A 21,345-nucleotide genomic window follows, 5' to 3' on the forward strand; every position below is an offset into this window, starting at 1 on the left:
TCGTGAGGGCGGGCTGATATTCAAAAGTGATGTTGAATGTGAAGGCCTCATCGCGAGCAAGCTCGCTCCCACAGGGGTAAATATCATTCCCACACAGAGCGTGGGGAACGATCAGGGAATGTGAACTACTTCGGGATTTCGGCCTTCATGCCTTCAACGTAGTAGTTCATCGACGCCAGTTCGGTATTGCTCGCGCTCGCGCCCGCCGGGATTTTCACGGTGCCGGCCTGATCCTTGATCGGCCCGGTGAACGGTTGCAGCGCACCGCTCTTGATGTCGGCGATGATCTGTTCGGCCTCGGCTTTCACCGGGGCGGGCACCAGGTCGCTGATTGGCAGTTCAACCGTGCCCTCTTTCAAGCCGCCCCAGTAGTCCAGCGATGACCAGTTGTGGTCGAGCACGCTTTGGGTCGACTGGATGTAGTAAGGGCCCCAGTCATTGACGATGGACGTCAGCACCGCTTTTGGCCCGAAGTGCGCCATGTCGGAAGCATAGCCCACGGCATACACGCCGCGACGTTCGGCGGCCTGGATCGGTGCCGGGCTGTCGGTGTGCTGGAACACCACATCCACGCCCTGGTCGATCAGCGCGTTGGCGGCATCGGCTTCCTTGCCTGGATCGAACCAGGAATTGACCCACACCACCTTGATCTCGGTGCCGGGGTTGTACTTGTTCAGGGCCAGTTGAATGGCGTTGATGTCGCGGATCACTTCCGGGATCGGGAACGAGGCGACGTAGCCGATCTTTTTGGTTTTGGTCATCTTCGCCGCGAGGAAGCCGCTGACGTAGCGGCCCTCGTAGGTACGCGCCAGGTAAGTGCCGAGGTTCTTGTCCTGCTTGTAGCCGGTAGCGTGTTCGAAGGTCACCTGGGGAAACTGTTTGGCGACTTTCAGGGTCGGGTTCATGTAGCCGAAGGAGGTGGTGAAGATCAGGTCATAGTTGTCCTTGGCCATATTGCGGATCACCCGCTCGGCGTCGGCGCCTTCGGCCACGTTTTCCACGTAGTGGGTGCTGATCTGCCCGCCGAATTTGTCGGCGAGTGCCTTGCGGCCCTGTTCATGCTGATACGTCCAGCCGTGGTCACCGATCGGACCGATGTAGACGAAGCCGACTTTCAGCGGGTCGGCGGCACTGGCGCTGAAGCTGGCACTCAGGCCAATGGCGGCGGCCATGGCGCACAGCAGTTTTTGCAACGGACGTTTATGCATGAACGGGCACTCCATGTTGTTGTGGGGTTGGAGAGGGCAATGCAAATTGCTGACCAACAGGACAACAAAACCCCTTGAAACCGTGTGAGGGCCTTCGCGAGCAGGCTCGCTCCCACATTGGATCTCCACATCCCTGCTCGCGAAGGGGTCAACCAGGTCAAAAAAGTGCACTCGCCGACCCGGCCGCCATCCACTGGTGCGCTAAGGTGTAACGAAACGTTAGCGCCGCCCCGTAGTCAGTAGCTCACCACCCCCGATGTTGTTTCACCCGGCAAAAAAGGCCCGCCATGCTCAAACTTCTCAGACAAGAATCTTTTCTGCTGCTGGCCGTTATCGCCGCCGTTGTTGCCTACCCTTTGGAACACTGGATCCTGCACAACGGTCAGCCCGTCGCACTGATCGCCGGCCTAGTGCTGATCGCCTTCATCGTCGCCGCCTCCATGCGCGTAGCCCATCACGCCGAGCTGCTCGCGGAAAAAGTCGGCGATCCCTATGGCACGATGATCCTGACCTTGTCCGCCGTGCTGGTGGAAGTGGTGATCCTGGCGATCATGATGAGTAACGAAGCCTCGAAGACCCTGGTGCGTGACACCATTTACTCGGCGGTGATGCTCGACATCAACGGCATCCTCGGTCTGGCGGCGTTGATGGGCGGGATCAAGCACGGCGAGCAGTCCTACAACGACGACTCGGCCCGCAGTTACAGCGTGATGATCCTCACGGCGATGGGCGTTTCCATGGTGGTGCCGGAGTTCATTCCCGAGGCCAGCTGGAAGGTTTATTCGGCGTTCACCATTGGCGCGATGATGGTGCTCTACACCTTGTTCCTGCGCATGCAGGTCGGGCCGCACAGTTATTTCTTCAGCTACAGCTACCCGCAAAAGCGCCGCAAGAAAGTCCCGGATGAACAGCCTGAACCGGTCAACGTGGCGTTAAGCGTGGGCATGCTGGTGTTTGGCGTGGTGGTGATCGGCGCCTTGGCCGAAGTGATGTCCAAGACCCTCGACCTGGGGCTTGAGGGCACGGGCGCACCGCCGGTGATCACGGCGATCCTGGTGGCGGCGATTTCCGCGGCGCCGGAGATTCTGACCGCGTTGCGTGCGGCGTTGGCCAATCGCATGCAATCGGTGGTGAACATCGCGATGGGTGCGTCGTTGTCGACGGTGATCCTGACGGTGCCGGTGATGGAAGCCATGGCGCTCTACACTGGCCAGCCGTTTCAGATGGCAATGACGCCGGTGCAGACGGTGATGGTTTTGCTGACCCTGCTGGTCAGCGCGATCAACCTCAATGACGGCGAAACCAATGCCATTGAAGGCATGACGCATTTTGTGTTGTTTGCGACGTTTATCATGTTGTCGCTACTCGGTCTCTAAACACACACACACACAAAACCAATGTGGGAGCGAGCAAGTCGAATCGTCGCACCGCCGCTCCCACGGTTTTGATTTGTGTTGTGTCAGGTGCCGGCGATCAACTGCCGCGCCGCCTGGCTGTGATCGGCGATCAGCGCTTTCAGATCCAGCCCCTCGACCTGCCCGTCAATCACTCGCCATTTGCCCCCGATCATCACCCGATCCGCCCGGTCTGCACCGCACAGCAGCAGCGCCGACACCGGATCATGGCTGCCGGAGAAGCGCAGTTCATCGAGCTTGAACAGTGCCAGATCCGCCTGCTTGCCCACGGCCAGCTCACCGATGTCGGTACGGCCAAGCAAGCTGGCCGAACCCTTGGTCGCCCAGCCCAGCACGAGCTCCGGGGTGATCTTTTCGGCGCCATAACGCAGACGCTGGATGTACAGCGCCTGACGGGTTTCCAGCATCATGTTCGACGCATCGTTGGACGCCGAACCGTCCACACCCAGGCCCAACAACGCGCCGGCTGCGGTCAGGTCCAGGGTCGGACAGATGCCGGAAGCCAGGCGCATGTTCGAACTCGGGCAATGGCAGATGCCGGTGCCGGCCGCGCCGAGGCGGGCGATTTCGTCGGGGTTGAAGTGGATGCCGTGGGCCAGCCAGGTGCGCGGCCCGAGCCAGCCGACACTGTCCAGGTAATCCACGGTACGCAGGCCGAAACGTTGCAGGCAGAAGTCTTCTTCGTCGAGGGTTTCCGCCAGATGCGTGTGCAGGCGCACGTCGAGTTTGTTGGCCAACTCGGCGCTGGCGGACATGATTTGCGGAGTCACCGAGAACGGCGAGCAGGGCGCCAACGCAATCTGGATTTGCGCACCATCGCCACGTTCATGGTACTCGGCGATCAGGCGTTGGCTGTCGGCGAGGATTACTTCGCCTTCCTGCACGGTTTGCTGCGGTGGCAGGCCGCCGTCCTTTTCGCCCAGGCTCATGGAGCCGCGAGTGAGCATGGCGCGCATGCCCAGTTCGCGAACGCTCTCGACCTGAACGTCGATGGCGTTTTCCAGGCCTTGCGGAAACAGGTAGTGATGATCAGCCGCGGTGGTGCAGCCAGACAGCAGCAATTCGGCCAGCGCGACTTTGCTGGCGAGGGCGAGTTTTTCAGGCGTCAGGCGTGCCCACACCGGGTACAGGGTTTTCAGCCACGGGAACAATGGTTGATTGACCACCGGTGCCCAGGCGCGGGTCAGGGTCTGATAAAAATGGTGATGGGTGTTGATCAGCCCCGGCAGGATCACGTGCTCGCGGGCATCGAATATGTGTCCACAGGGCGCGGACGGTTGCTGGCCGGCAGCGATCAGTTCGACGATCAAACCGTCTTGCACCACCAGGCCACCACGGGCATCGAGGCCATTGGCAGTGAAGATCGCGAGGGGATTTTTTAACCAGGTACGGGTCGCAGGCATGTTGGCCGGCTCCTCTGAAAGTTGGGTTCAGGTTAGCCAGCTCAGTGATTACCCTGTCTGCTGATCCAGGGTCGCCGCGAGGGCGAGGTGCGGAGTTTCGAACAAAACCGTGTCGCAGGCAAGTGCAGCCCGACCGGACAACACAAACCCTGAGTGGATTGAGCATTTGTGGGAGCAGGGGATTTGTGTGGGTTACCAGGGAATGGTTTCACCCTTGTAATTCACAAAGTGATGCCCGCCCTTGCCAATGTACGCATTCACCTGATCGACCAGTCCACGGGTGCTGGTGGCCACATCGATATCAGCGCCGTCACCGCCCATGTCAGTTTTCACCCAGCCCGGATGCAGCGACAGTACGGTCAGTTTCTGGTCGCCCAACTGGCTCACAAAACTGTTGGTCATGGAATTGAGCGCAGCCTTGCTGGCCTTGTACAGCGCCAGTTCCGGAGCATCAGGCATGGTCACGCTGCCCAGTACCGAGCTCATGAACGCCAATACGCCGCTGCCGGGGCGAATCTGCCCGACAAAACGCTGGGCCAGATTGATCGGTGCTACGGCGTTGGTGAAGAACAGTTGCCCGACTTCGGCCAGTGTCGCACCGCCCGGCGTTTGAACGTCCGGCCCCTTGACCCCGGCATTGACGAACAGCAGATCAAACACCTCGCCCTTGAGCTGTTGACTGAGGGCGATCACGGCTTGTTGGTCGTCCATGTCGAGCTTTTCGATCCGCACCTTGCCCAACGCCTGCAAGGCGTCGGCTTTCTGTGGATGGCGCACGGTGGCGGTGACGTGCCAGCCGTCGGCCAGCAGGGTTTTCACCAAGCCGAGGCCCAGGCCCCGGGAGGCGCCGATGATGAGTGCGTTTTTTGCCGTGGACATGAGTGGCTTCCTTGATAGATGAGGATCATGGGTTCAACGGGCAGCGCTGACCGAGCCGTTGCTGCAATTCGCTGCGCAGGGCGCCGAGTTCAGTCATGCGGGTTTCGATCAGTTTGAGCTTGTCTTGCAGCAGTTGTGTGACGGCGCTGTCCGGGTCGGGTGACTGCCACAGTGCAGTCACGCTACTGCCGATCTCGCCGAGGGTAAAGCCCAGCCGTTGAGCCGTCTTGATGTACAGCACCAGTTGCACCATCTCCGCCGGGTAGTCGCGATAACCGTTGGCGCTGCGTTGCGCGGCGATCAACCCGCGCTGCTCATAGAAGCGCAGCGTGTCGCGGCTGACGGCGCTGGCCTGGGCTAATTCACCGATGCGCATCGTGAGTTCTCAAGAGGGCTTGACCCTGGAGCATACTCCAGCCTTTAGCCTTGTTGCTCCTGATTTGATGGAGCAAGGCCGATGTGGACTTCAGCGCAATATCGACAACTGGTGCGAGGCAGCGCCTGGTATGACCTGATCGTGACGGCGGCGTTTGTCACGCCGTGGAGTTTTACGGCGTTGCATGGGGTGTTGGCGAGTGTGAGTCAGGCGTTCAATGTGCCGGGAGAGCTGCCGGCGTTTGAGCCGATGCACCTGTTGATGGCGAATCTGTTGGGGTCGATTGTCTGTGTGTGGGCGGTGCTGCGGATTCGGGATCCGCAGCAGGTGTTTGGGTGGTATGACGCGGTGGGACGGTTTTTGTTTGCGGCCTGGCAGTTGTATGCCCTGGTTCATGGGGCCAGTTCGTTGCTGGTGATTTTTCTGTTCTTTGAGGTGGTGTGGGGTGTGGCTCAGGTGTTGCCTGTTCGGGGGCCTTCGCGAGCAAGCCCGCTCCCACAGGGGAACTGAGTGAACCCGATCCAGTGAGGGCCTCTTCGCGAGCAGGCTCGCTCCCACATCAGATTTATGTCGGACACAAAAAATGGGTTCGACTCGGTCAAATGTGGGAGCGGGCTTGCCCGCGAAGAGGCCCTGACAGGCATCCTCAATGACCACCCTGCCACGGCTGCCCCAACGACACCGGCGCATACAACCGCGTACGCAGCGCATCCCGGGACAACAGCACCAGCACTACAATAGTTGCGACATACGGCAGCATCGCCAGCAGGCTCGACGGAATCGCCAGCCCCAGTCCCTGCGCCACCAGGTGCAGGATGCTGGCGAGCCCGAACAGATAAGCGCCCAGCAGCAAACGCCACACCCGCCAACTGGCAAACACCACCAGTGCCAAGGCAATCCAGCCACGGCCGGCGCTCATGTTTTCCGCCCACATCGGTGTATAGGCCAGGGACAGATAAGCCCCGGCCAACCCGGCCATCGCTCCGCCGAACAGCACCGCCAATGTGCGCACGCCCAGCACCGGCAAGCCCATGGCACTGGCTGCGTCCGGGTTTTCCCCGACCGCTTGAATGATCAGCCCGACGCGACTTTTCAGAACCACCCATGCCACCAGCGCAAAGATCGCGAACGACAGATACACCAGCAAATCCTGGGCAAACAGCATGCGCCCGATCAGCGGGATTTCACTCAGGTACGCAATTGCCACCGGCTCGAAACCCGCCAGCGGTTTACCCACCCACGCCGCGCCGACAAAGGTCGACAAACCCACGCCGAAGATCGTCAACGCCAACCCGGTGGCCACCTGATTGGCGTTGAACACCAGCGCCACCAGTGCGAACAGCGATGACAGCAGCATCCCGGCAAGCATCGCCAGCAACACGCCGAGCCACAGGTTGCCGCTGTTCAGGGCGACGATAAAACCGATTACCGCGCCAAACAGCATCATGCCTTCCTGACCCAGATTGAGAACGCCGCTCTTCTCGCAAATCAGTTCACCCAGCGCCACCAATAGCAGCGGCGTGCCGCAACGGACCATGGCATAGAAAATATTGCTCAGCAGATCGATATCCATCACAGCACTCCTGCGGGTACAGCGGTGGCGGTTGCGCGGCGGGTCCAGCGCAGGTTCAGGCGAGGGCGATAGAGAATCAGCACGTCACTGGCCAGCAGGAAAAACAGCATCATCCCCTGAAACAATTGAGTGATCGCTTGCGGCAGGTTCATGCTCATTTGCGCGCTCTCGCCGCCGATGTACAGCAGCGCCATCAACAGGCTGGAAAACAGGATGCCAATCGGATTGAGGCGCCCGAGAAACGCCACGGTGATCGCCGCATAGCCGTAGCCCGGCGAGACTTGCGGCACCAATTGGCCAATCGGCCCGGTGACTTCGCAGACCCCGGCCAACCCCGCCAGGCCGCCGCTGATCAACAACACCAGCCAGATCAGGCGCTTCTCGCGAAAGCCGACGAAACCGGCGGCGCGCTTGTCCAGCCCCAGCACTTTGATCTGGAAGCCGATAAAGCTTTTCTGCAACAACACCCACACCGCGACCAGGGCAAGCAAGGCGAAATACACACCGGCGTGCACCCGACCGTCCTTCAACAACAACGGTAAACGACTGGCATCGCCAAACATCGCCGACTCGGGGAAGTTGTACCCGGCCGGGTCTTTCAACGGCCCGTGTACGCAGAACAACAGCAGGTTTAGGGCGATATAGTTGAGCATGATGCTGGTCAGGATTTCATTGGTGTTGAACCGTGTGCGCAACCACGCTGTGAGCCCGGCCCACGCCGCGCCGGCCAGGGTGCCGACCAGCAGAATCATCACCAGCGCCCAACGGCTTTGCATATCGATGATGCTCACCGCCAGCGCACTGCCGGCCAGGGCGCCGAGCAGTAATTGGCCTTCGGCGCCGATGTTCCAGATGCGTGCCTGATAGGCCACGGCCAGTCCCAATGCACAGAGCAAAATCGGCAGCGCTTTGACCAGCAGTTCGGACACGCCATACCAGTCACTGATCGGCGCGATCAGCAGGGTATGCAGCGTCAGCAGTGGATCATGGCCCAGAGCGATAAACAGCAGCGAGCCACAGCCCAATGTCAGCACCGCCGCCAGTAACGGCGAGCACCAGAGCATCAGGCGTGATTGCTGGCCACGGGGTTCAAGAGAAAGCAGCATGGGAACTCCGTTAAGCCGTGGCAGGCACAGGTGAATGAGGGGCATTGAACTGACCGGCCATCCAGCCGCCGACATCCGAAAGCCGGGTATCGACCGTGGCGTGCAGTGGCGACAGGCGTCCGCCGCACAAGGCGCCGAGGCGATCGGCAATTTGAAACAGTTCGTCGAGATCTTCGGAAATCACCAGGATCGCCGCGCCAGCATCGCGCAGGGCAATCAGCGCCCGGTGAATGGTCGCGGCGGCGCCGACATCCACTCCCCAGGTCGGGTGTGCGGCCACCAGCAGTTTGGGCTGCTGGAGAATTTCCCGGCCAAGAATGAATTTCTGCAGATTGCCGCCCGACAGGCTTTTGGCAGGCGTGCGGGTGTCCGGTGTTTTCACGCCGAAACGGTGGATGATCGCTTCCGCCAGCGCTTCGACTTTACTGCGCCGGATCATCCCTTTGCTCACCAGCCCTTGTTGAAAGGCTGTGAGCAGGGCGTTGTCCGCCAGGCTCAGCTGCGGCACCGCGCCATGGCCCAGGCGTTCGGCGGGGACGAATGCCAGGCCGAGTCGGCGCCGGGCATCGGGATGCAAACATGCCACGGGCAGTCCCGCGAAATTGATTGTTGCCGCATCGTTGCGGTTGAGTCGTGCCTCGCCGCTGAGCAACGCCAGCAACTCGTCTTGACCGTTGCCCGCAACCCCGGCGACCCCGACGATTTCGCCGCTGCACACTTCAAGGCTGATATTTTTTAGCGAGCAGCCGAACGGGTCAGGGTTAAGCCAGGACAATCCTTGGATATCCAGAAACACACGACCACCTGCCACCTTCGGATAATCAGTTATCAAGGTGGCCGCCTTACCGACCATCAGCTGCGCCAGTTGCTGATCCGAACACTCGGCCGGTACGCAATGCCCCGCAACCCGACCGCCGCGCAACACCGTGGCGCTGTGGCACAGCGCCCGGACTTCGCCGAGTTTGTGGCTGATAAACAGAATGCTGCAGCCTTCGGCGGCCAGCCGGCGCAGGGTGATGAACAGGTCGTCGGCTTCTTGCGGGGTCAGCACCGACGTCGGTTCGTCGAGAATCAGCAGACGGATGTCCTGCATCAGGCACCGAATGATCTCCACCCGCTGGCGCTCGCCAATGGACAGGCTGTGGACAAGTCGCTCCGGCTCCAGCGCCATGCCATAGCGCCGGGAGACTTCGCGAATTTTCGGTTCAAGCTGTTTCGGCGTGCCGGCTGCGGTGCCCATGGCCAGGGCGATGTTTTGCGCCACGCTCAAGGTTTCGAACAGCGAAAAGTGTTGAAACACCATGCCGATTCCAAGGCTGCGAGCCTGAGCCGGGTTGCGCAGGCTCACCCGCTGGCCTTGCCAGATCACGTCCCCCGAATCGGCCTGGGTGACGCCGTAGATGATTTTCATCAAGGTGCTTTTACCCGCGCCGTTTTCGCCGAGCAGGGCGTGGATTTCACCGGGGGCAATGCTCAGGTCGATGGCATCGTTGGCCAGGCAACCGGGGTAGCGCTTGCTGATATTGCGCAGGCGCAGACGAGGCGTTTGATCAGGGATCGGCACGGGGTTGGGCATGACAGGCTCGGGTCGCTTGAAGTTGTGCCTGTGGACAAAGCAATTTCCTGGCCATTCAGTCAGGAACGTGTGGCGACCCTTGTTGTTGGGTCTTGGCGGGCGGCCCCCGGCACGATTCTGATCCTGTATCGGGCACCACTTGGGGGCGCAGGCCACGCGCGGGCTCCGATTTCGCCCGCGAGTATCTGGTTAAAAAATGAGCAACGCGCTGCGGCCTATGCCGGACAGGGGACTGCGCGAGCCATGAACGGGTTATCCACAGGTTGCTCCACAGTATTTGTGCGCAAGCCATGCGCAGGGGCATAAGCAGTGTGTGGCTATCTTCTAAAGGCGATAAACCATGCTAACTATTTGTTTTAGCGTGGAATTAACGTTTCAGTAAGCGAATTGGACGAAAAATGAGCAAAGCCCGCAAAGCCACGTGACAGAAGGGTTACAGCACAATGTGCTCAGGTTATCCACAGCCGGGTGCACAGCAGATGTGGGCAAGTGTCGAGTCAAGCAGAAAAGGGTGATGCCCTAAAAGATTGCAGCCTTGGGCAGCGCCTGCAGGAAATACATTCCAGCGCAGGCTGCGATCTTTTGAGCGTGTCTAGCGCTGCAACAAAATCCGCCCGCGGCTCAAATCCGCGAGTTGCGCTTGCAAAGTGTCTATTTGCGATTCACCTACCGCCAACCGCAATTCAACGCCATTGGCAGTAAACGTCTCCTCCACCACCAACCCACCCATTTCCGCCACCCGCAATTTCACCAGCGTCAACTCACCAAAAGCACAGGCACAACTGACGGCCACCCGGCTGATCAGCTCAACCTTCGGCGCAGCCTGCAAACACTTGTTCGCGCCCCCGCCATAAGCCCGAGCCAATCCACCGGTGCCCAGTTGAATGCCGCCGTACCAGCGGATGACCAGCACCGCGACCTGATCGCAATCCTGCGCCTCGATGGCTGCCAGAATCGGCCGGCCAGCGGTGCCTCCGGGCTCGCCATCGTCATTGCTGCGATATTGATCGCCGAGTTTCCAGGCCCAGCAGTTGTGCGAGGCGTTCAGGTCACTGTGCTGTTCGATGAACGCCTGCGCGTCGGCGGGGCTGGCGATGGGCGCCGCGAAGGTGATGAAGCGGCTTTTGCGAATTTCTTCGCGGTATTCGCACAAGCCGCTGAGGGTAAAAGGCATAGAGGACTTAAATGGCAGGTGTCAGGCCGCAGCCCTTGAGGATGATGCGGATCAGGTTGTTGCCGGCATCTTCCATGTCTTGCTTGGTCAACTTGGTGCGGCCGCTGACTCGGCAGATCTGCGTGGCGAAGTCGGCATAATGCTGGGTGCTGCCCCACAGCAGGAAGATCAGGTGCACCGGGTCGACAGGGTCCATTTTGCCCGCGTCGATCCACGCTTGGAACACGCCCGCGCGGCCCTGGAACCAGGCGCGATAATCCTGGTTGAAATACTCGGTCAGGCATTCGCCGCCACTGATCACTTCCATGGCGAAAATGCGCGAGGCTTGTGGTTGGCGTCGGGAGAACTCCATTTTGGCGCGAATGTAGCGGGTCAGCGCTTCGGCCGGATCATCCTCGGCCGTCAGGGTGTTGAAGGTGCTGTCCCACAATTGGATGATGTTGCTCAGCACCGCCACGTACAACCCCAGTTTGTTGGTGAAGTAGTAGTGGAGGTTGGCTTTGGGCAACCCGGCGTTCTGGGCGATGGTGTTCATGCTGGTGCCTTTGAACCCGTGACGGGCGAACTCGTCTTCGGCGGCTTTGAGAATCGTCTCTTCGTTCTTTTGACGAATGCGGCTGGCAGGTTTGCCGCCGTGGGCGGGGACTTCAAAGGTCATAGGCACGTCCGGAATAGTCTGTGGGTGCAACCAGTGCGTTGATAGCGCACCCACGGGCATCCGACAAGTGCTGACACGATAAAACTCAGCGGGTCGCCGCCAGGCTCTCCAGAAAACTTTCCAGCACCAGATGCGGGCGCCGGCCCTTGCGGGTGACGGAGGCGAGGCTCAAGTCATAAAAACGCGCCGTGGGTTTCAATGCGCGCAGGCGACCTTGCTGTACCCAGAGGCTGGCGTAGTGATCAGGCAGGTAGCCGATATAACGCCCGGTCAGAATCAGGAACGCCATGCCTTCGCGATCAGACGCGCTGGCCGTGCAATTGAGCGCCTGATAGTGAGCCTGGATCTCGGCGGGCAGGCGGAAGGTCGGGGCGATGGCGTCCTGACTGTTGAGGCGTTCATCGTCCAGTTGCTTGTCGTCGACATAAAACAGCGGATGGCCCACCGCGCAATACAGCAATGAGCGTTCACTGTAGAGCGGTTGATATTCCAGGCCCGACAGCGCACTGGCCTGCGGCACCACACCAACATGCAAGCGACCGTCGAGCACGCCTTGTTCAACTTCATTGGGCGCGATCATGCGGATCTGGATCTGCACGTCCGGCCCGCGTTCCTTCAATTGCGCCAGGGCATGGGTGATACGCATGTGCGGCAGGGTGACCAGGTTGTCGGTCAGGCCGATGGTCAGTTCGCCTCGCAAGTGCTGGTGCAGGCCATTGACCTCGGTACGAAAACTTTCCAGTGCACTTAATAGTTGTAACGCCGAGTGATAAACCTCGCGGCCTTCCTCGGTCAGGGAAAACCCTGCACGACCGCGCTGGCATAGACGCAGGCCAAGACGCTGTTCCAGATCGCTCATCTGCTGGCTGATGGCCGAGCGACCGATGCCCAGCACCGATTCCGCCGCCGAGAAGCCGCCACACTCCACGACGCTGCGAAAAATGCGCAGCAGGCGGATATCAAAGTCGCTGACTTGCGCCAGCGGATCGGGGCGGCGAGTGTTCATGTGTTTATCGCTCAATGTTTAGTCATGACCTGACTGAAGGTTAGAAGAGTTGGATTTCACCGACTTTATCTCCGTGGCAATTTAGCTGCAAGAACGCTTTTTGATCTCTACGCCGCTTATTGCCTTGCGAGGTTTTGCTCATGAACATGCCCGAAAACGCCAAGTCGACTCTGGCCAGCCAGCTCAAGCTCGACGCGCACTGGATGCCTTACACCGCCAACCGTAACTTCCAGCGCGACCCGCGACTGATCGTGGCCGCCGAGGGCAGTTGGCTGATAGACGACAAGGGTCGCAAGGTATATGACTCGTTGTCCGGCTTGTGGACCTGCGGCGCCGGGCACACCCGCAAGGAAATCCAGGAAGCGGTGGCCAAGCAATTGGGCACGCTCGATTACTCGCCAGGCTTCCAGTACGGCCACCCGCTGTCATTCCAGCTTGCAGAGAAAATCACCGACCTGACGCCGGGTAATCTGAATCATGTGTTCTTCACCGACTCGGGCTCCGAGTGTGCGGACACCGCAGTGAAGATGGTGCGCGCCTACTGGCGTCTGAAGGGCCAGGCGACCAAGACCAAAATGATCGGCCGTGCCCGTGGCTACCACGGTGTGAACATCGCCGGGACCAGCCTCGGCGGGGTGAATGGCAACCGTAAATTGTTCGGCCAGGGTTTGATGGACGTCGATCACCTGCCGCACACCTTGCTGGCCAGCAATGCCTATTCCCGTGGCATGCCGAAAGAGGGCGGTATCGCCTTGGCGGATGAACTGCTGAAGTTGATCGAGCTGCACGACGCGTCGAACATCGCCGCGGTGTTCGTTGAGCCGATGGCCGGTTCCGCTGGCGTGCTGGTGCCTCCGCAGGGTTATCTCAAACGTCTGCGCGAGATCTGCGATCAGCACAACATCCTGCTGGTGTTCGACGAAGTGATTACCGGTTTTGGTCGTACAGGCGCGATGTTTGGCGCCGACAGCTTTGACGTGACGCCCGACCTGATGTGCATTGCCAAGCAAGTCACCAACGGCGCGATCCCGATGGGCGCGGTGATTGCCAGCACCGAGATCTACCAGACCTTCATGAACCAGGCGACGCCTGAGTACGCAGTGGAATTCCCGCACGGCTACACCTACTCGGCGCACCCGGTGGCTTGCGCCGCTGGCCTGGCGGCACTCGACCTGCTGCAAAAGGAAAACCTGGTGCAGAGCGTGGCCGAAGTCGCACCGCACTTCGAAAACGCATTGCATGGCTTGAAGGGCTCGAAGAACGTCGTCGACATTCGTAACTACGGGCTGGCCGGCGCGATCCAGATTGCTCCGCGTGACGGCGATGCAATTGTGCGTCCGTTCGAGGCGGGCATGGCGCTCTGGAAAGCCGGGTTCTACGTGCGCTTTGGCGGTGACACCCTGCAGTTCGGCCCAACCTTCAATAGCAAGCCGCAAGACCTGGATCGTCTGTTCGACGCGGTCGGCGAAGTGCTGAACAAGATCGACTGATTTCTCCCTCTCTATATAAGTACAAACAACAGGCGCCCCGGTCGGGCGCCTGTGGATAATCTTTCAGGAGCTTCCATGAGCGTTATTCCGCATTTGATCAATGGTGAGCTGGTCACCGAAACCGGTCGTACCGCCGACGTGTTCAACCCGTCCACCGGTCAGGCGATCCACAAACTGCCGCTGGCCAGCCGCGAGACCATTCAGAAAGCCATCGATTCGGCCAAGGCGGCATTCCCGGCCTGGCGCAACACGCCACCGGCCAAACGTGCGCAGGTGATGTTCCGCTTCAAGCAACTGCTGGAGCAGAACGAAGCGCGCATCTCGCAGCTGATCAGTGAAGAGCACGGCAAGACCCTGGAAGACGCCGCCGGTGAATTGAAGCGCGGCATCGAGAACGTCGAGTTCGCCTGCGCTGCGCCGGAAATCCTCAAGGGCGAGTACAGCCGCAACGTCGGGCCGAACATTGATGCCTGGTCGGATTTCCAGCCGCTGGGTGTCGTGGCCGGTATCACGCCGTTCAACTTCCCGGCCATGGTGCCGCTGTGGATGTACCCGCTGGCGATCGTTTGCGGTAACTGCTTCATCCTCAAACCGTCGGAGCGTGATCCGAGCTCGACCTTGCTGATCGCCCAGCTGCTGCTGGAAGCCGGTTTGCCCAAAGGCGTGCTGAACGTGGTGCATGGCGACAAGGCCGCGGTGGATGCGCTGATCGAAGCGCCGGAAGTCAAGGCGCTGAGCTTTGTCGGTTCGACGCCGATTGCCGAATACATTTACGCCGAAGGCACCAAACGCGGGAAACGCGTCCAGGCTCTCGGCGGAGCGAAGAACCACGCGGTGCTGATGCCGGATGCGGATCTGGACAACGCTGTCAGTGCATTGATGGGCGCGGCTTATGGCTCGTGTGGCGAGCGCTGCATGGCGATTTCGGTGGCGGTGTGTGTCGGTGACCAGGTGGCGGATGCGCTGGTGGCCAAACTGGTGCCGCAGATCAAGGCATTGAAGATCGGCGCGGGCACTTCGTGCGGTCTGGACATGGGGCCGCTGGTGACCGGGCAGGCGCGTGACAAGGTCAGTGGTTATGTCGAAGACGGCGTGGCTGCAGGTGCGATGCTGGTGGTTGATGGTCGCGGGTTGAGCGTTGCCGGTCATGAGGAAGGCTTCTTCCTGGGTGGCTGCCTGTTCGACAACGTCACCCCTGAAATGCGCATCTATAAAGAAGAGATCTTCGGGCCGGTGCTTTGTGTCGTTCGAGTCAGCAGCCTGGAAGAGGCGATGCAACTGATCAACGATCACGAGTACGGTAATGGCACCTGCATCTTTACCCGTGATGGGGAAGCGGCACGGTTGTTCTGTGACGAAATCGAAGTCGGCATGGTCGGCGTCAACGTGCCATTGCCGGTACCGGTGGCTTACCACAGCTTTGGTGGCTGGAAGCGGTCGCTGTTTGGCGATCTGCATGCTTATGGTCCGGATGGCGTGCGCTTCTACACTCGCCGCAAGGCCATTACCCAGCGCTGGCCGCAGCGTGCGAGCCACGAAGCATCGCAGTTCGCATTCCCCAGCTTGTAAGTAGAAGGGAAGAAGGCCGCCTCCGAGAGGCGGCCTTTGCGTTTTACGGGGCTTTTTTGACTGATGTGACAGAAATGTGAAATTAGGTGTTGACGGCAGATTCTGGAAGTCTATAATTCGCCCCACTTCCGGCGCAGTCGAAACGGAAAACTCCTTGGTAAACAAAGAGTTACGCAGTTTTCGACAGCGAGTTGCTTCAGGTCATCGAAGCCCAGAAGGAGTTGAAAGAGTGGTGTTGTTTTGCTCTTTTAACGGTTCGATCTTCTCGGTCGAAAGCGGAGAAAAAGAGGTGTTGACAGCAGCGTGTAACGCTGTAGAATTCGCCTCCCGCTAACGAGAGATCGGAAGCGCAAGTGGTTGAAGTTGCAAAGGAAACTTTGAAAGCTTCTGAAAATAACCGCTTGACAGCAACAGAGGCTGCTGTAGAATGCGCGCCTCGGTTGAGACGAAAGATCTTAACCAACCGCTCTTTAACAACTGAATCAAGCAATTCGTGTGGGTGCTTGTGGAGTCAGACTGATAGTCAACAAGATTATCAGCATCACAAGTTACTCCGCGAGAAATCAAAGATGTAACCAACGATTGCTGAGCCAAGTTTAGGGTTTCTTAAAAACCCAAAGATGTTTGAACTGAAGAGTTTGATCATGGCTCAGATTGAACGCTGGCGGCAGGCCTAACACATGCAAGTCGAGCGGCAGCACGGGTACTTGTACCTGGTGGCGAGCGGCGGACGGGTGAGTAATGCCTAGGAATCTGCCTGGTAGTGGGGGATAACGCTCGGAAACGGACGCTAATACCGCATACGTCCTACGGGAGAAAGCAGGGGACCTTCGGGCCTTGCGCTATCAGATGAGCCTAGGTCGGATTAGCTAGTTGGTGAGGTAATGGCTCACCAAGGCGACGATCCGTAACTGGTCTGAGAGGATGATCAGTCACACTGGAACTGAGACACGGTCCAGACTCCTACGGGAGGCAGCAGTGGGGAATATTGGACAATGGGCGAAAGCCTGATCCAGCCATGCCGCGTGTGTGAAGAAGGTCTTCGGATTGTAAAGCACTTTAAGTTGGGAGGAAGGGCATTTACCTAATACGTAAGTGTTTTGACGTTACCGACAGAATAAGCACCGGCTAACTCTGTGCCAGCAGCCGCGGTAATACAGAGGGTGCAAGCGTTAATCGGAATTACTGGGCGTAAAGCGCGCGTAGGTGGTTCGTTAAGTTGGATGTGAAATCCCCGGGCTCAACCTGGGAACTGCATTCAAAACTGACGAGCTAGAGTATGGTAGAGGGTGGTGGAATTTCCTGTGTAGCGGTGAAATGCGTAGATATAGGAAGGAACACCAGTGGCGAAGGCGACCACCTGGACTGATACTGACACTGAGGTGCGAAAGCGTGGGGAGCAAACAGGATTAGATACCCTGGTAGTCCACGCCGTAAACGATGTCAACTAGCCGTTGGGAGCCTTGAGCTCTTAGTGGCGCAGCTAACGCATTAAGTTGACCGCCTGGGGAGTACGGCCGCAAGGTTAAAACTCAAATGAATTGACGGGGGCCCGCACAAGCGGTGGAGCATGTGGTTTAATTCGAAGCAACGCGAAGAACCTTACCAGGCCTTGACATCCAATGAACTTTCCAGAGATGGATTGGTGCCTTCGGGAACATTGAGACAGGTGCTGCATGGCTGTCGTCAGCTCGTGTCGTGAGATGTTGGGTTAAGTCCCGTAACGAGCGCAACCCTTGTCCTTAGTTACCAGCACGTTATGGTGGGCACTCTAAGGAGACTGCCGGTGACAAACCGGAGGAAGGTGGGGATGACGTCAAGTCATCATGGCCCTTACGGCCTGGGCTACACACGTGCTACAATGGTCGGTACAGAGGGTTGCCAAGCCGCGAGGTGGAGCTAATCCCAGAAAACCGATCGTAGTCCGGATCGCAGTCTGCAACTCGACTGCGTGAAGTCGGAATCGCTAGTAATCGCGAATCAGAATGTCGCGGTGAATACGTTCCCGGGCCTTGTACACACCGCCCGTCACACCATGGGAGTGGGTTGCACCAGAAGTAGCTAGTCTAACCTTCGGGAGGACGGTTACCACGGTGTGATTCATGACTGGGGTGAAGTCGTAACAAGGTAGCCGTAGGGGAACCTGCGGCTGGATCACCTCCTTAATCGACGACATCAGCTGCTCCATAAGTTCCCACACGAATTGCTTGATTCATTGAAGAAGACGATAAGAAGCAGCCCGAAATTGGGTCTGTAGCTCAGTTGGTTAGAGCGCACCCCTGATAAGGGTGAGGTCGGCAGTTCGAATCTGCCCAGACCCACCAATTTTGTGTGGGAAACGCCTGTAGAAATACGGGGCCATAGCTCAGCTGGGAGAGCGCCTGCCTTGCACGCAGGAGGTCAACGGTTCGATCCCGTTTGGCTCCACCACTAACTGCTTCTGCCGTTTAAAGCTTAGAAATGAGCATTCCATCATTGTGATGGTGAATGTTGATTTCTAGTCTTTGATTAGATCGTTCTTTAAAAATTTGGGTATGTGATAGAAAGATAGACTGAACGTTACTTTCACTGGTAACGGATCAGGCTAAGGTAAAATTTGTGAGTTTAATCGCGAATTTTCGGCGAATGTCGTCTTCACAGTATAACCAGATTGCTTGGGGTTATATGGTCAAGTGAAGAAGCGCATACGGTGGATGCCTTGGCAGTCAGAGGCGATGAAAGACGTGGTAGCCTGCGAAAAGCTTCGGGGAGTCGGCAAACAGACTTTGATCCGGAGATGTCTGAATGGGGGAACCCAGCCATCATAAGATGGTTATCTTAAGCTGAATACATAGGCTTAAGAGGCGAACCAGGGGAACTGAAACATCTAAGTACCCTGAGGAAAAGAAATCAACCGAGATTCCCTTAGTAGTGGCGAGCGAACGGGGACTAGCCCTTAAGTGGCTTTGAGATTAGCGGAACGCTCTGGAAAGTGCGGCCATAGTGGGTGATAGCCCTGTACGCGAAAATCTCTTAGTCATGAAATCGAGTAGGACGGAGCACGAGAAACTTTGTCTGAATATGGGGGGACCATCCTCCAAGGCTAAATACTACTGACTGACCGATAGTGAACTAGTACCGTGAGGGAAAGGCGAAAAGAACCCCGGAGAGGGGAGTGAAATAGATCCTGAAACCGTATGCGTACAAGCAGTGGGAGCCCACTTTGTTGGGTGACTGCGTACCTTTTGTATAATGGGTCAGCGACTTATTTTCAGTGGCGAGCTTAACCGAATAGGGGAGGCGTAGCGAAAGCGAGTCTTAATAGGGCGTCTAGTCGCTGGGAATAGACCCGAAACCGGGCGATCTATCCATGGGCAGGTTGAAGGTTGGGTAACACTAACTGGAGGACCGAACCGACTACCGTTGAAAAGTTAGCGGATGACCTGTGGATCGGAGTGAAAGGCTAATCAAGCTCGGAGATAGCTGGTTCTCCTCGAAAGCTATTTAGGTAGCGCCTCATGTATCACTGTAGGGGGTAGAGCACTGTTTCGGCTAGGGGGTCATCCCGACTTACCAAACCGATGCAAACTCCGAATACCTACAAGTGCCGAGCATGGGAGACACACGGCGGGTGCTAACGTCCGTCGTGAAAAGGGAAACAACCCAGACCGTCAGCTAAGGTCCCAAAGTTATGGTTAAGTGGGAAACGATGTGGGAAGGCTTAGACAGCTAGGAGGTTGGCTTAGAAGCAGCCACCCTTTAAAGAAAGCGTAATAGCTCACTAGTCGAGTCGGCCTGCGCGGAAGATGTAACGGGGCTCAAACCATACACCGAAGCTACGGGTATCACTTAGGTGATGCGGTAGAGGAGCGTTCTGTAAGCCTGTGAAGGTGAGTTGAGAAGCTTGCTGGAGGTATCAGAAGTGCGAATGCTGACATGAGTAACGACAATGGGTGTGAAAAACACCCACGCCGAAAGACCAAGGTTTCCTGCGCAACGTTAATCGACGCAGGGTTAGTCGGTCCCTAAGGCGAGGCTGAAAAGCGTAGTCGATGGAAAACAGGTTAATATTCCTGTACTTCTGGTTATTGCGATGGAGGGACGGAGAAGGCTAGGCCAGCTTGGCGTTGGTTGTCCAAGTTTAAGGTGGTAGGCTGGAATCTTAGGTAAATCCGGGATTCTAAGGCCGAGAGCTGATGACGAGTGTTCTTTTAGAACACGAAGTGGTTGATGCCATGCTTCCAAGAAAAGCTTCTAAGCTTCAGGTAACCAGGAACCGTACCCCAAACCGACACAGGTGGTTGGGTAGAGAATACCAAGGCGCTTGAGAGAACTCGGGTGAAGGAACTAGGCAAAATGGCACCGTAACTTCGGGAGAAGGTGCGCCGGTGAGGGTGAAGGACTTGCTCCGTAAGCTCATGCCGGTCGAAGATACCAGGCCGCTGCGACTGTTTATTAAAAACACAGCACTCTGCAAACACGAAAGTGGACGTATAGGGTGTGACGCCTGCCCGGTGCCGGAAGGTTAATTGATGGGGTTAGCTAACGCGAAGCTCTTGATCGAAGCCCCGGTAAACGGCGGCCGTAACTATAACGGTCCTAAGGTAGCGAAATTCCTTGTCGGGTAAGTTCCGACCTGCACGAATGGCGTAACGATGGCGGCGCTGTCTCCACCCGAGACTCAGTGAAATTGAAATCGCTGTGAAGATGCAGTGTATCCGCGGCTAGACGGAAAGACCCCGTGAACCTTTACTATAGCTTTGCACTGGACTTTGAATTTGCTTGTGTAGGATAGGTGGGAGGCTTTGAAGCGTGGACGCCAGTTCGCGTGGAGCCAACCTTGAAATACCACCCTGGCAACTTTGAGGTTCTAACTCAGGTCCGTTATCCGGATCGAGGACAGTGTATGGTGGGTAGTTTGACTGGGGCGGTCTCCTCCTAAAGAGTAACGGAGGAGTACGAAGGTGCGCTCAGACCGGTCGGAAATCGGTCGTAGAGTATAAAGGCAAAAGCGCGCTTGACTGCGAGACAGACACGTCGAGCAGGTACGAAAGTAGGTCTTAGTGATCCGGTGGTTCTGTATGGAAGGGCCATCGCTCAACGGATAAAAGGTACTCCGGGGATAACAGGCTGATACCGCCCAAGAGTTCATATCGACGGCGGTGTTTGGCACCTCGATGTCGGCTCATCACATCCTGGGGCTGAAGCCGGTCCCAAGGGTATGGCTGTTCGCCATTTAAAGTGGTACGCGAGCTGGGTTTAGAACGTCGTGAGACAGTTCGGTCCCTATCTGCCGTGGACGTTTGAGATTTGAGAGGGGCTGCTCCTAGTACGAGAGGACCGGAGTGGACGAACCTCTGGTGTTCCGGTTGTCACGCCAGTGGCATTGCCGGGTAGCTATGTTCGGAATAGATAACCGCTGAAAGCATCTAAGCGGGAAACTAGCCTCAAGATGAGATCTCACTGGGACCTTGAGTCCCCTGAAGGGCCGTCGAAGACTACGACGTTGATAGGTTGGGTGTGTAAGCGCTGTGAGGCGTTGAGCTAACCAATACTAATTGCCCGTGAGGCTTGACCATATAACACCCAAGCAATTTGCTGACTCGAAAGAGCGCCAGATTGCGGTGTGTGAAGACGAAACGAACCGAAAGTTCGAGAAACAAACACACAAATCTATCGCATACCCATTCGCTGGAGCGTGATCCGCAAGGAACACGAGCTGGCTACCGAATTTCTTGACGACCATAGAGCATTGGAACCACCTGATCCCATCCCGAACTCAGCAGTGAAACGATGCATCGCCGATGGTAGTGTGGGGTTTCCCCATGTGAGAGTAGGTCATCGTCAAGATTAAATTCCGAAACCCCTATCTGCGTATGCAGGTAGGGGTTTTGTTTTTGTCTGCAGGAAAGTTCGTACAGCATTACCGGACG

The 21,345-nt window shown here is 57.8% G+C and carries 14 protein-coding genes, 2 tRNA genes and 3 rRNA genes; 9 read left to right on the forward strand and 10 right to left on the reverse strand.

Annotation, left to right across the window (positions count from 1 at the left end; genetic code table 11):
• Positions 1-125: 125 nt before the first annotated feature.
• Entirely contained in the window at positions 126-1,208 is a 1,083-nt protein-coding gene (locus tag POF45_RS19665; RefSeq protein WP_282316476.1) for a BMP family ABC transporter substrate-binding protein, read from the reverse strand.
• Between the two features lie 287 nt (positions 1,209-1,495).
• Between POF45_RS19665 and POF45_RS19670 the strand changes: the two genes are divergently transcribed.
• Entirely contained in the window at positions 1,496-2,584 is a 1,089-nt protein-coding gene (locus POF45_RS19670) for a calcium:cation antiporter (RefSeq protein ID WP_259499044.1), read from the forward strand.
• A gap of 83 nt (positions 2,585-2,667) precedes the next feature.
• Here POF45_RS19670 and POF45_RS19675 read toward each other — a convergent pair whose 3' ends face one another.
• The 3 genes from POF45_RS19675 to POF45_RS19685 all read right to left on the reverse strand — a co-directional run bounded on the left by POF45_RS19675 (position 2,668) and on the right by POF45_RS19685 (position 5,281).
• Positions 2,668-4,026, reverse strand: coding sequence for an 8-oxoguanine deaminase (locus tag POF45_RS19675; protein ID WP_259499046.1), 1,359 nt, complete (start codon positions 4,024-4,026; stop codon positions 2,668-2,670).
• Between the two features lie 192 nt (positions 4,027-4,218).
• Entirely contained in the window at positions 4,219-4,905 is a 687-nt protein-coding gene (locus tag POF45_RS19680; protein WP_282316479.1) for an SDR family oxidoreductase, read from the reverse strand.
• Between the two features lie 25 nt (positions 4,906-4,930).
• On the reverse strand, positions 4,931-5,281 hold the full coding sequence (locus POF45_RS19685) for a MerR family transcriptional regulator (RefSeq protein ID WP_259499050.1): 351 nt from the start codon (positions 5,279-5,281) through the stop codon (positions 4,931-4,933).
• Between the two features lie 81 nt (positions 5,282-5,362).
• Here POF45_RS19685 and POF45_RS19690 point away from each other — a divergent pair, with 81 nt between their 5' ends.
• A complete protein-coding gene (locus tag POF45_RS19690; RefSeq protein WP_259499052.1) occupies positions 5,363-5,791 on the forward strand; it encodes a hypothetical protein in 429 nt (142 codons plus the stop codon).
• A 136-nt stretch (positions 5,792-5,927) separates the two neighbouring features.
• On the opposite strand, the gene POF45_RS19695 is transcribed toward POF45_RS19690, so the two are convergent.
• The 6 genes from POF45_RS19695 to POF45_RS19720 form a co-directional block, all read right to left on the reverse strand.
• On the reverse strand, positions 5,928-6,854 hold the full coding sequence (locus POF45_RS19695; protein WP_282316481.1) for an ABC transporter permease: 927 nt from the start codon (positions 6,852-6,854) through the stop codon (positions 5,928-5,930).
• Entirely contained in the window at positions 6,854-7,960 is a 1,107-nt protein-coding gene (locus POF45_RS19700) for an ABC transporter permease (protein ID WP_282316482.1), read from the reverse strand. Before POF45_RS19700 ends, POF45_RS19695 begins: the two co-directional genes overlap by 1 nt.
• Positions 7,961-7,970: 10 nt before the next feature.
• Positions 7,971-9,536, reverse strand: a complete 1,566-nt coding sequence (locus POF45_RS19705) for an ABC transporter ATP-binding protein (protein WP_282316483.1) — start codon at positions 9,534-9,536, stop codon at positions 7,971-7,973.
• 592 nt (positions 9,537-10,128) lie between these two features.
• A complete protein-coding gene (locus POF45_RS19710; RefSeq protein ID WP_282316484.1) occupies positions 10,129-10,710 on the reverse strand; it encodes an IMPACT family protein in 582 nt (193 codons plus the stop codon).
• A 7-nt stretch (positions 10,711-10,717) separates the two neighbouring features.
• The gene (locus tag POF45_RS19715; protein ID WP_259499061.1) at positions 10,718-11,368 is read right to left on the reverse strand and encodes a TetR/AcrR family transcriptional regulator; all 651 of its coding nucleotides are present in this window, start codon (positions 11,366-11,368) and stop codon (positions 10,718-10,720) included.
• Between the two features lie 85 nt (positions 11,369-11,453).
• The gene (locus tag POF45_RS19720) at positions 11,454-12,374 is read right to left on the reverse strand and encodes a LysR family transcriptional regulator (RefSeq protein ID WP_259499063.1); all 921 of its coding nucleotides are present in this window, start codon (positions 12,372-12,374) and stop codon (positions 11,454-11,456) included.
• Positions 12,375-12,514: 140 nt separating this feature from the next.
• On the opposite strand from POF45_RS19720, the gene aptA reads away from it, so the two are divergent.
• The 7 genes from aptA to rrf all read left to right on the forward strand — a co-directional run bounded on the left by aptA (position 12,515) and on the right by rrf (position 21,262).
• The gene (gene aptA, locus POF45_RS19725) at positions 12,515-13,864 is read left to right on the forward strand and encodes an omega-aminotransferase AptA (RefSeq protein ID WP_282316485.1); all 1,350 of its coding nucleotides are present in this window, start codon (positions 12,515-12,517) and stop codon (positions 13,862-13,864) included.
• A gap of 75 nt (positions 13,865-13,939) precedes the next feature.
• Positions 13,940-15,433, forward strand: a complete 1,494-nt coding sequence (locus POF45_RS19730; protein WP_282316486.1) for a CoA-acylating methylmalonate-semialdehyde dehydrogenase — start codon at positions 13,940-13,942, stop codon at positions 15,431-15,433.
• 626 nt (positions 15,434-16,059) lie between these two features.
• Positions 16,060-17,598 (forward strand): 16S ribosomal RNA (locus POF45_RS19735).
• A gap of 82 nt (positions 17,599-17,680) precedes the next feature.
• A tRNA-Ile gene (locus POF45_RS19740) sits at positions 17,681-17,757 on the forward strand.
• 30 nt (positions 17,758-17,787) lie between these two features.
• Positions 17,788-17,863, forward strand: a tRNA-Ala gene (locus POF45_RS19745).
• 236 nt (positions 17,864-18,099) lie between these two features.
• Positions 18,100-20,991: ribosomal RNA gene (locus POF45_RS19750) — 23S ribosomal RNA — on the forward strand.
• A 155-nt stretch (positions 20,992-21,146) separates the two neighbouring features.
• A 5S ribosomal RNA gene (rrf, locus tag POF45_RS19755) occupies positions 21,147-21,262 on the forward strand.
• The 16S, 23S and 5S rRNA genes sit together here with 2 tRNA genes alongside, the layout of an rRNA operon.
• The last annotated feature ends 83 nt before the right edge of the window (positions 21,263-21,345 follow it).

Source organism: Pseudomonas fungipugnans (assembly GCF_029955235.1).
Lineage (GTDB): Bacteria > Pseudomonadota > Gammaproteobacteria > Pseudomonadales > Pseudomonadaceae > Aquipseudomonas > Aquipseudomonas fungipugnans.

Bases quoted from the DNA above. Each gene is read 5' to 3' on its own strand.
- POF45_RS19665 (WP_282316476.1), bottom strand. From the start codon at position 1,208: ATGCATAAACGTCCGTTGCAAAAACTGCTGTGCGCCATGGCCGCCGCC.
- POF45_RS19670 (WP_259499044.1), top strand. From the start codon at position 1,496: ATGCTCAAACTTCTCAGACAAGAATCTTTTCTGCTGCTGGCCGTTATC.
- POF45_RS19675 (WP_259499046.1), bottom strand. From the start codon at position 4,026: ATGCCTGCGACCCGTACCTGGTTAAAAAATCCCCTCGCGATCTTCACT.
- POF45_RS19680 (WP_282316479.1), bottom strand. From the start codon at position 4,905: ATGTCCACGGCAAAAAACGCACTCATCATCGGCGCCTCCCGGGGCCTG.
- POF45_RS19685 (WP_259499050.1), bottom strand. From the start codon at position 5,281: ATGCGCATCGGTGAATTAGCCCAGGCCAGCGCCGTCAGCCGCGACACG.
- POF45_RS19690 (WP_259499052.1), top strand. From the start codon at position 5,363: ATGTGGACTTCAGCGCAATATCGACAACTGGTGCGAGGCAGCGCCTGG.
- POF45_RS19695 (WP_282316481.1), bottom strand. From the start codon at position 6,854: ATGGATATCGATCTGCTGAGCAATATTTTCTATGCCATGGTCCGTTGC.
- POF45_RS19700 (WP_282316482.1), bottom strand. From the start codon at position 7,960: ATGCTGCTTTCTCTTGAACCCCGTGGCCAGCAATCACGCCTGATGCTC.
- POF45_RS19705 (WP_282316483.1), bottom strand. From the start codon at position 9,536: ATGCCCAACCCCGTGCCGATCCCTGATCAAACGCCTCGTCTGCGCCTG.
- POF45_RS19710 (WP_282316484.1), bottom strand. From the start codon at position 10,710: ATGCCTTTTACCCTCAGCGGCTTGTGCGAATACCGCGAAGAAATTCGC.
- POF45_RS19715 (WP_259499061.1), bottom strand. From the start codon at position 11,368: ATGACCTTTGAAGTCCCCGCCCACGGCGGCAAACCTGCCAGCCGCATT.
- POF45_RS19720 (WP_259499063.1), bottom strand. From the start codon at position 12,374: ATGAACACTCGCCGCCCCGATCCGCTGGCGCAAGTCAGCGACTTTGAT.
- aptA (WP_282316485.1), top strand. From the start codon at position 12,515: ATGAACATGCCCGAAAACGCCAAGTCGACTCTGGCCAGCCAGCTCAAG.
- POF45_RS19730 (WP_282316486.1), top strand. From the start codon at position 13,940: ATGAGCGTTATTCCGCATTTGATCAATGGTGAGCTGGTCACCGAAACC.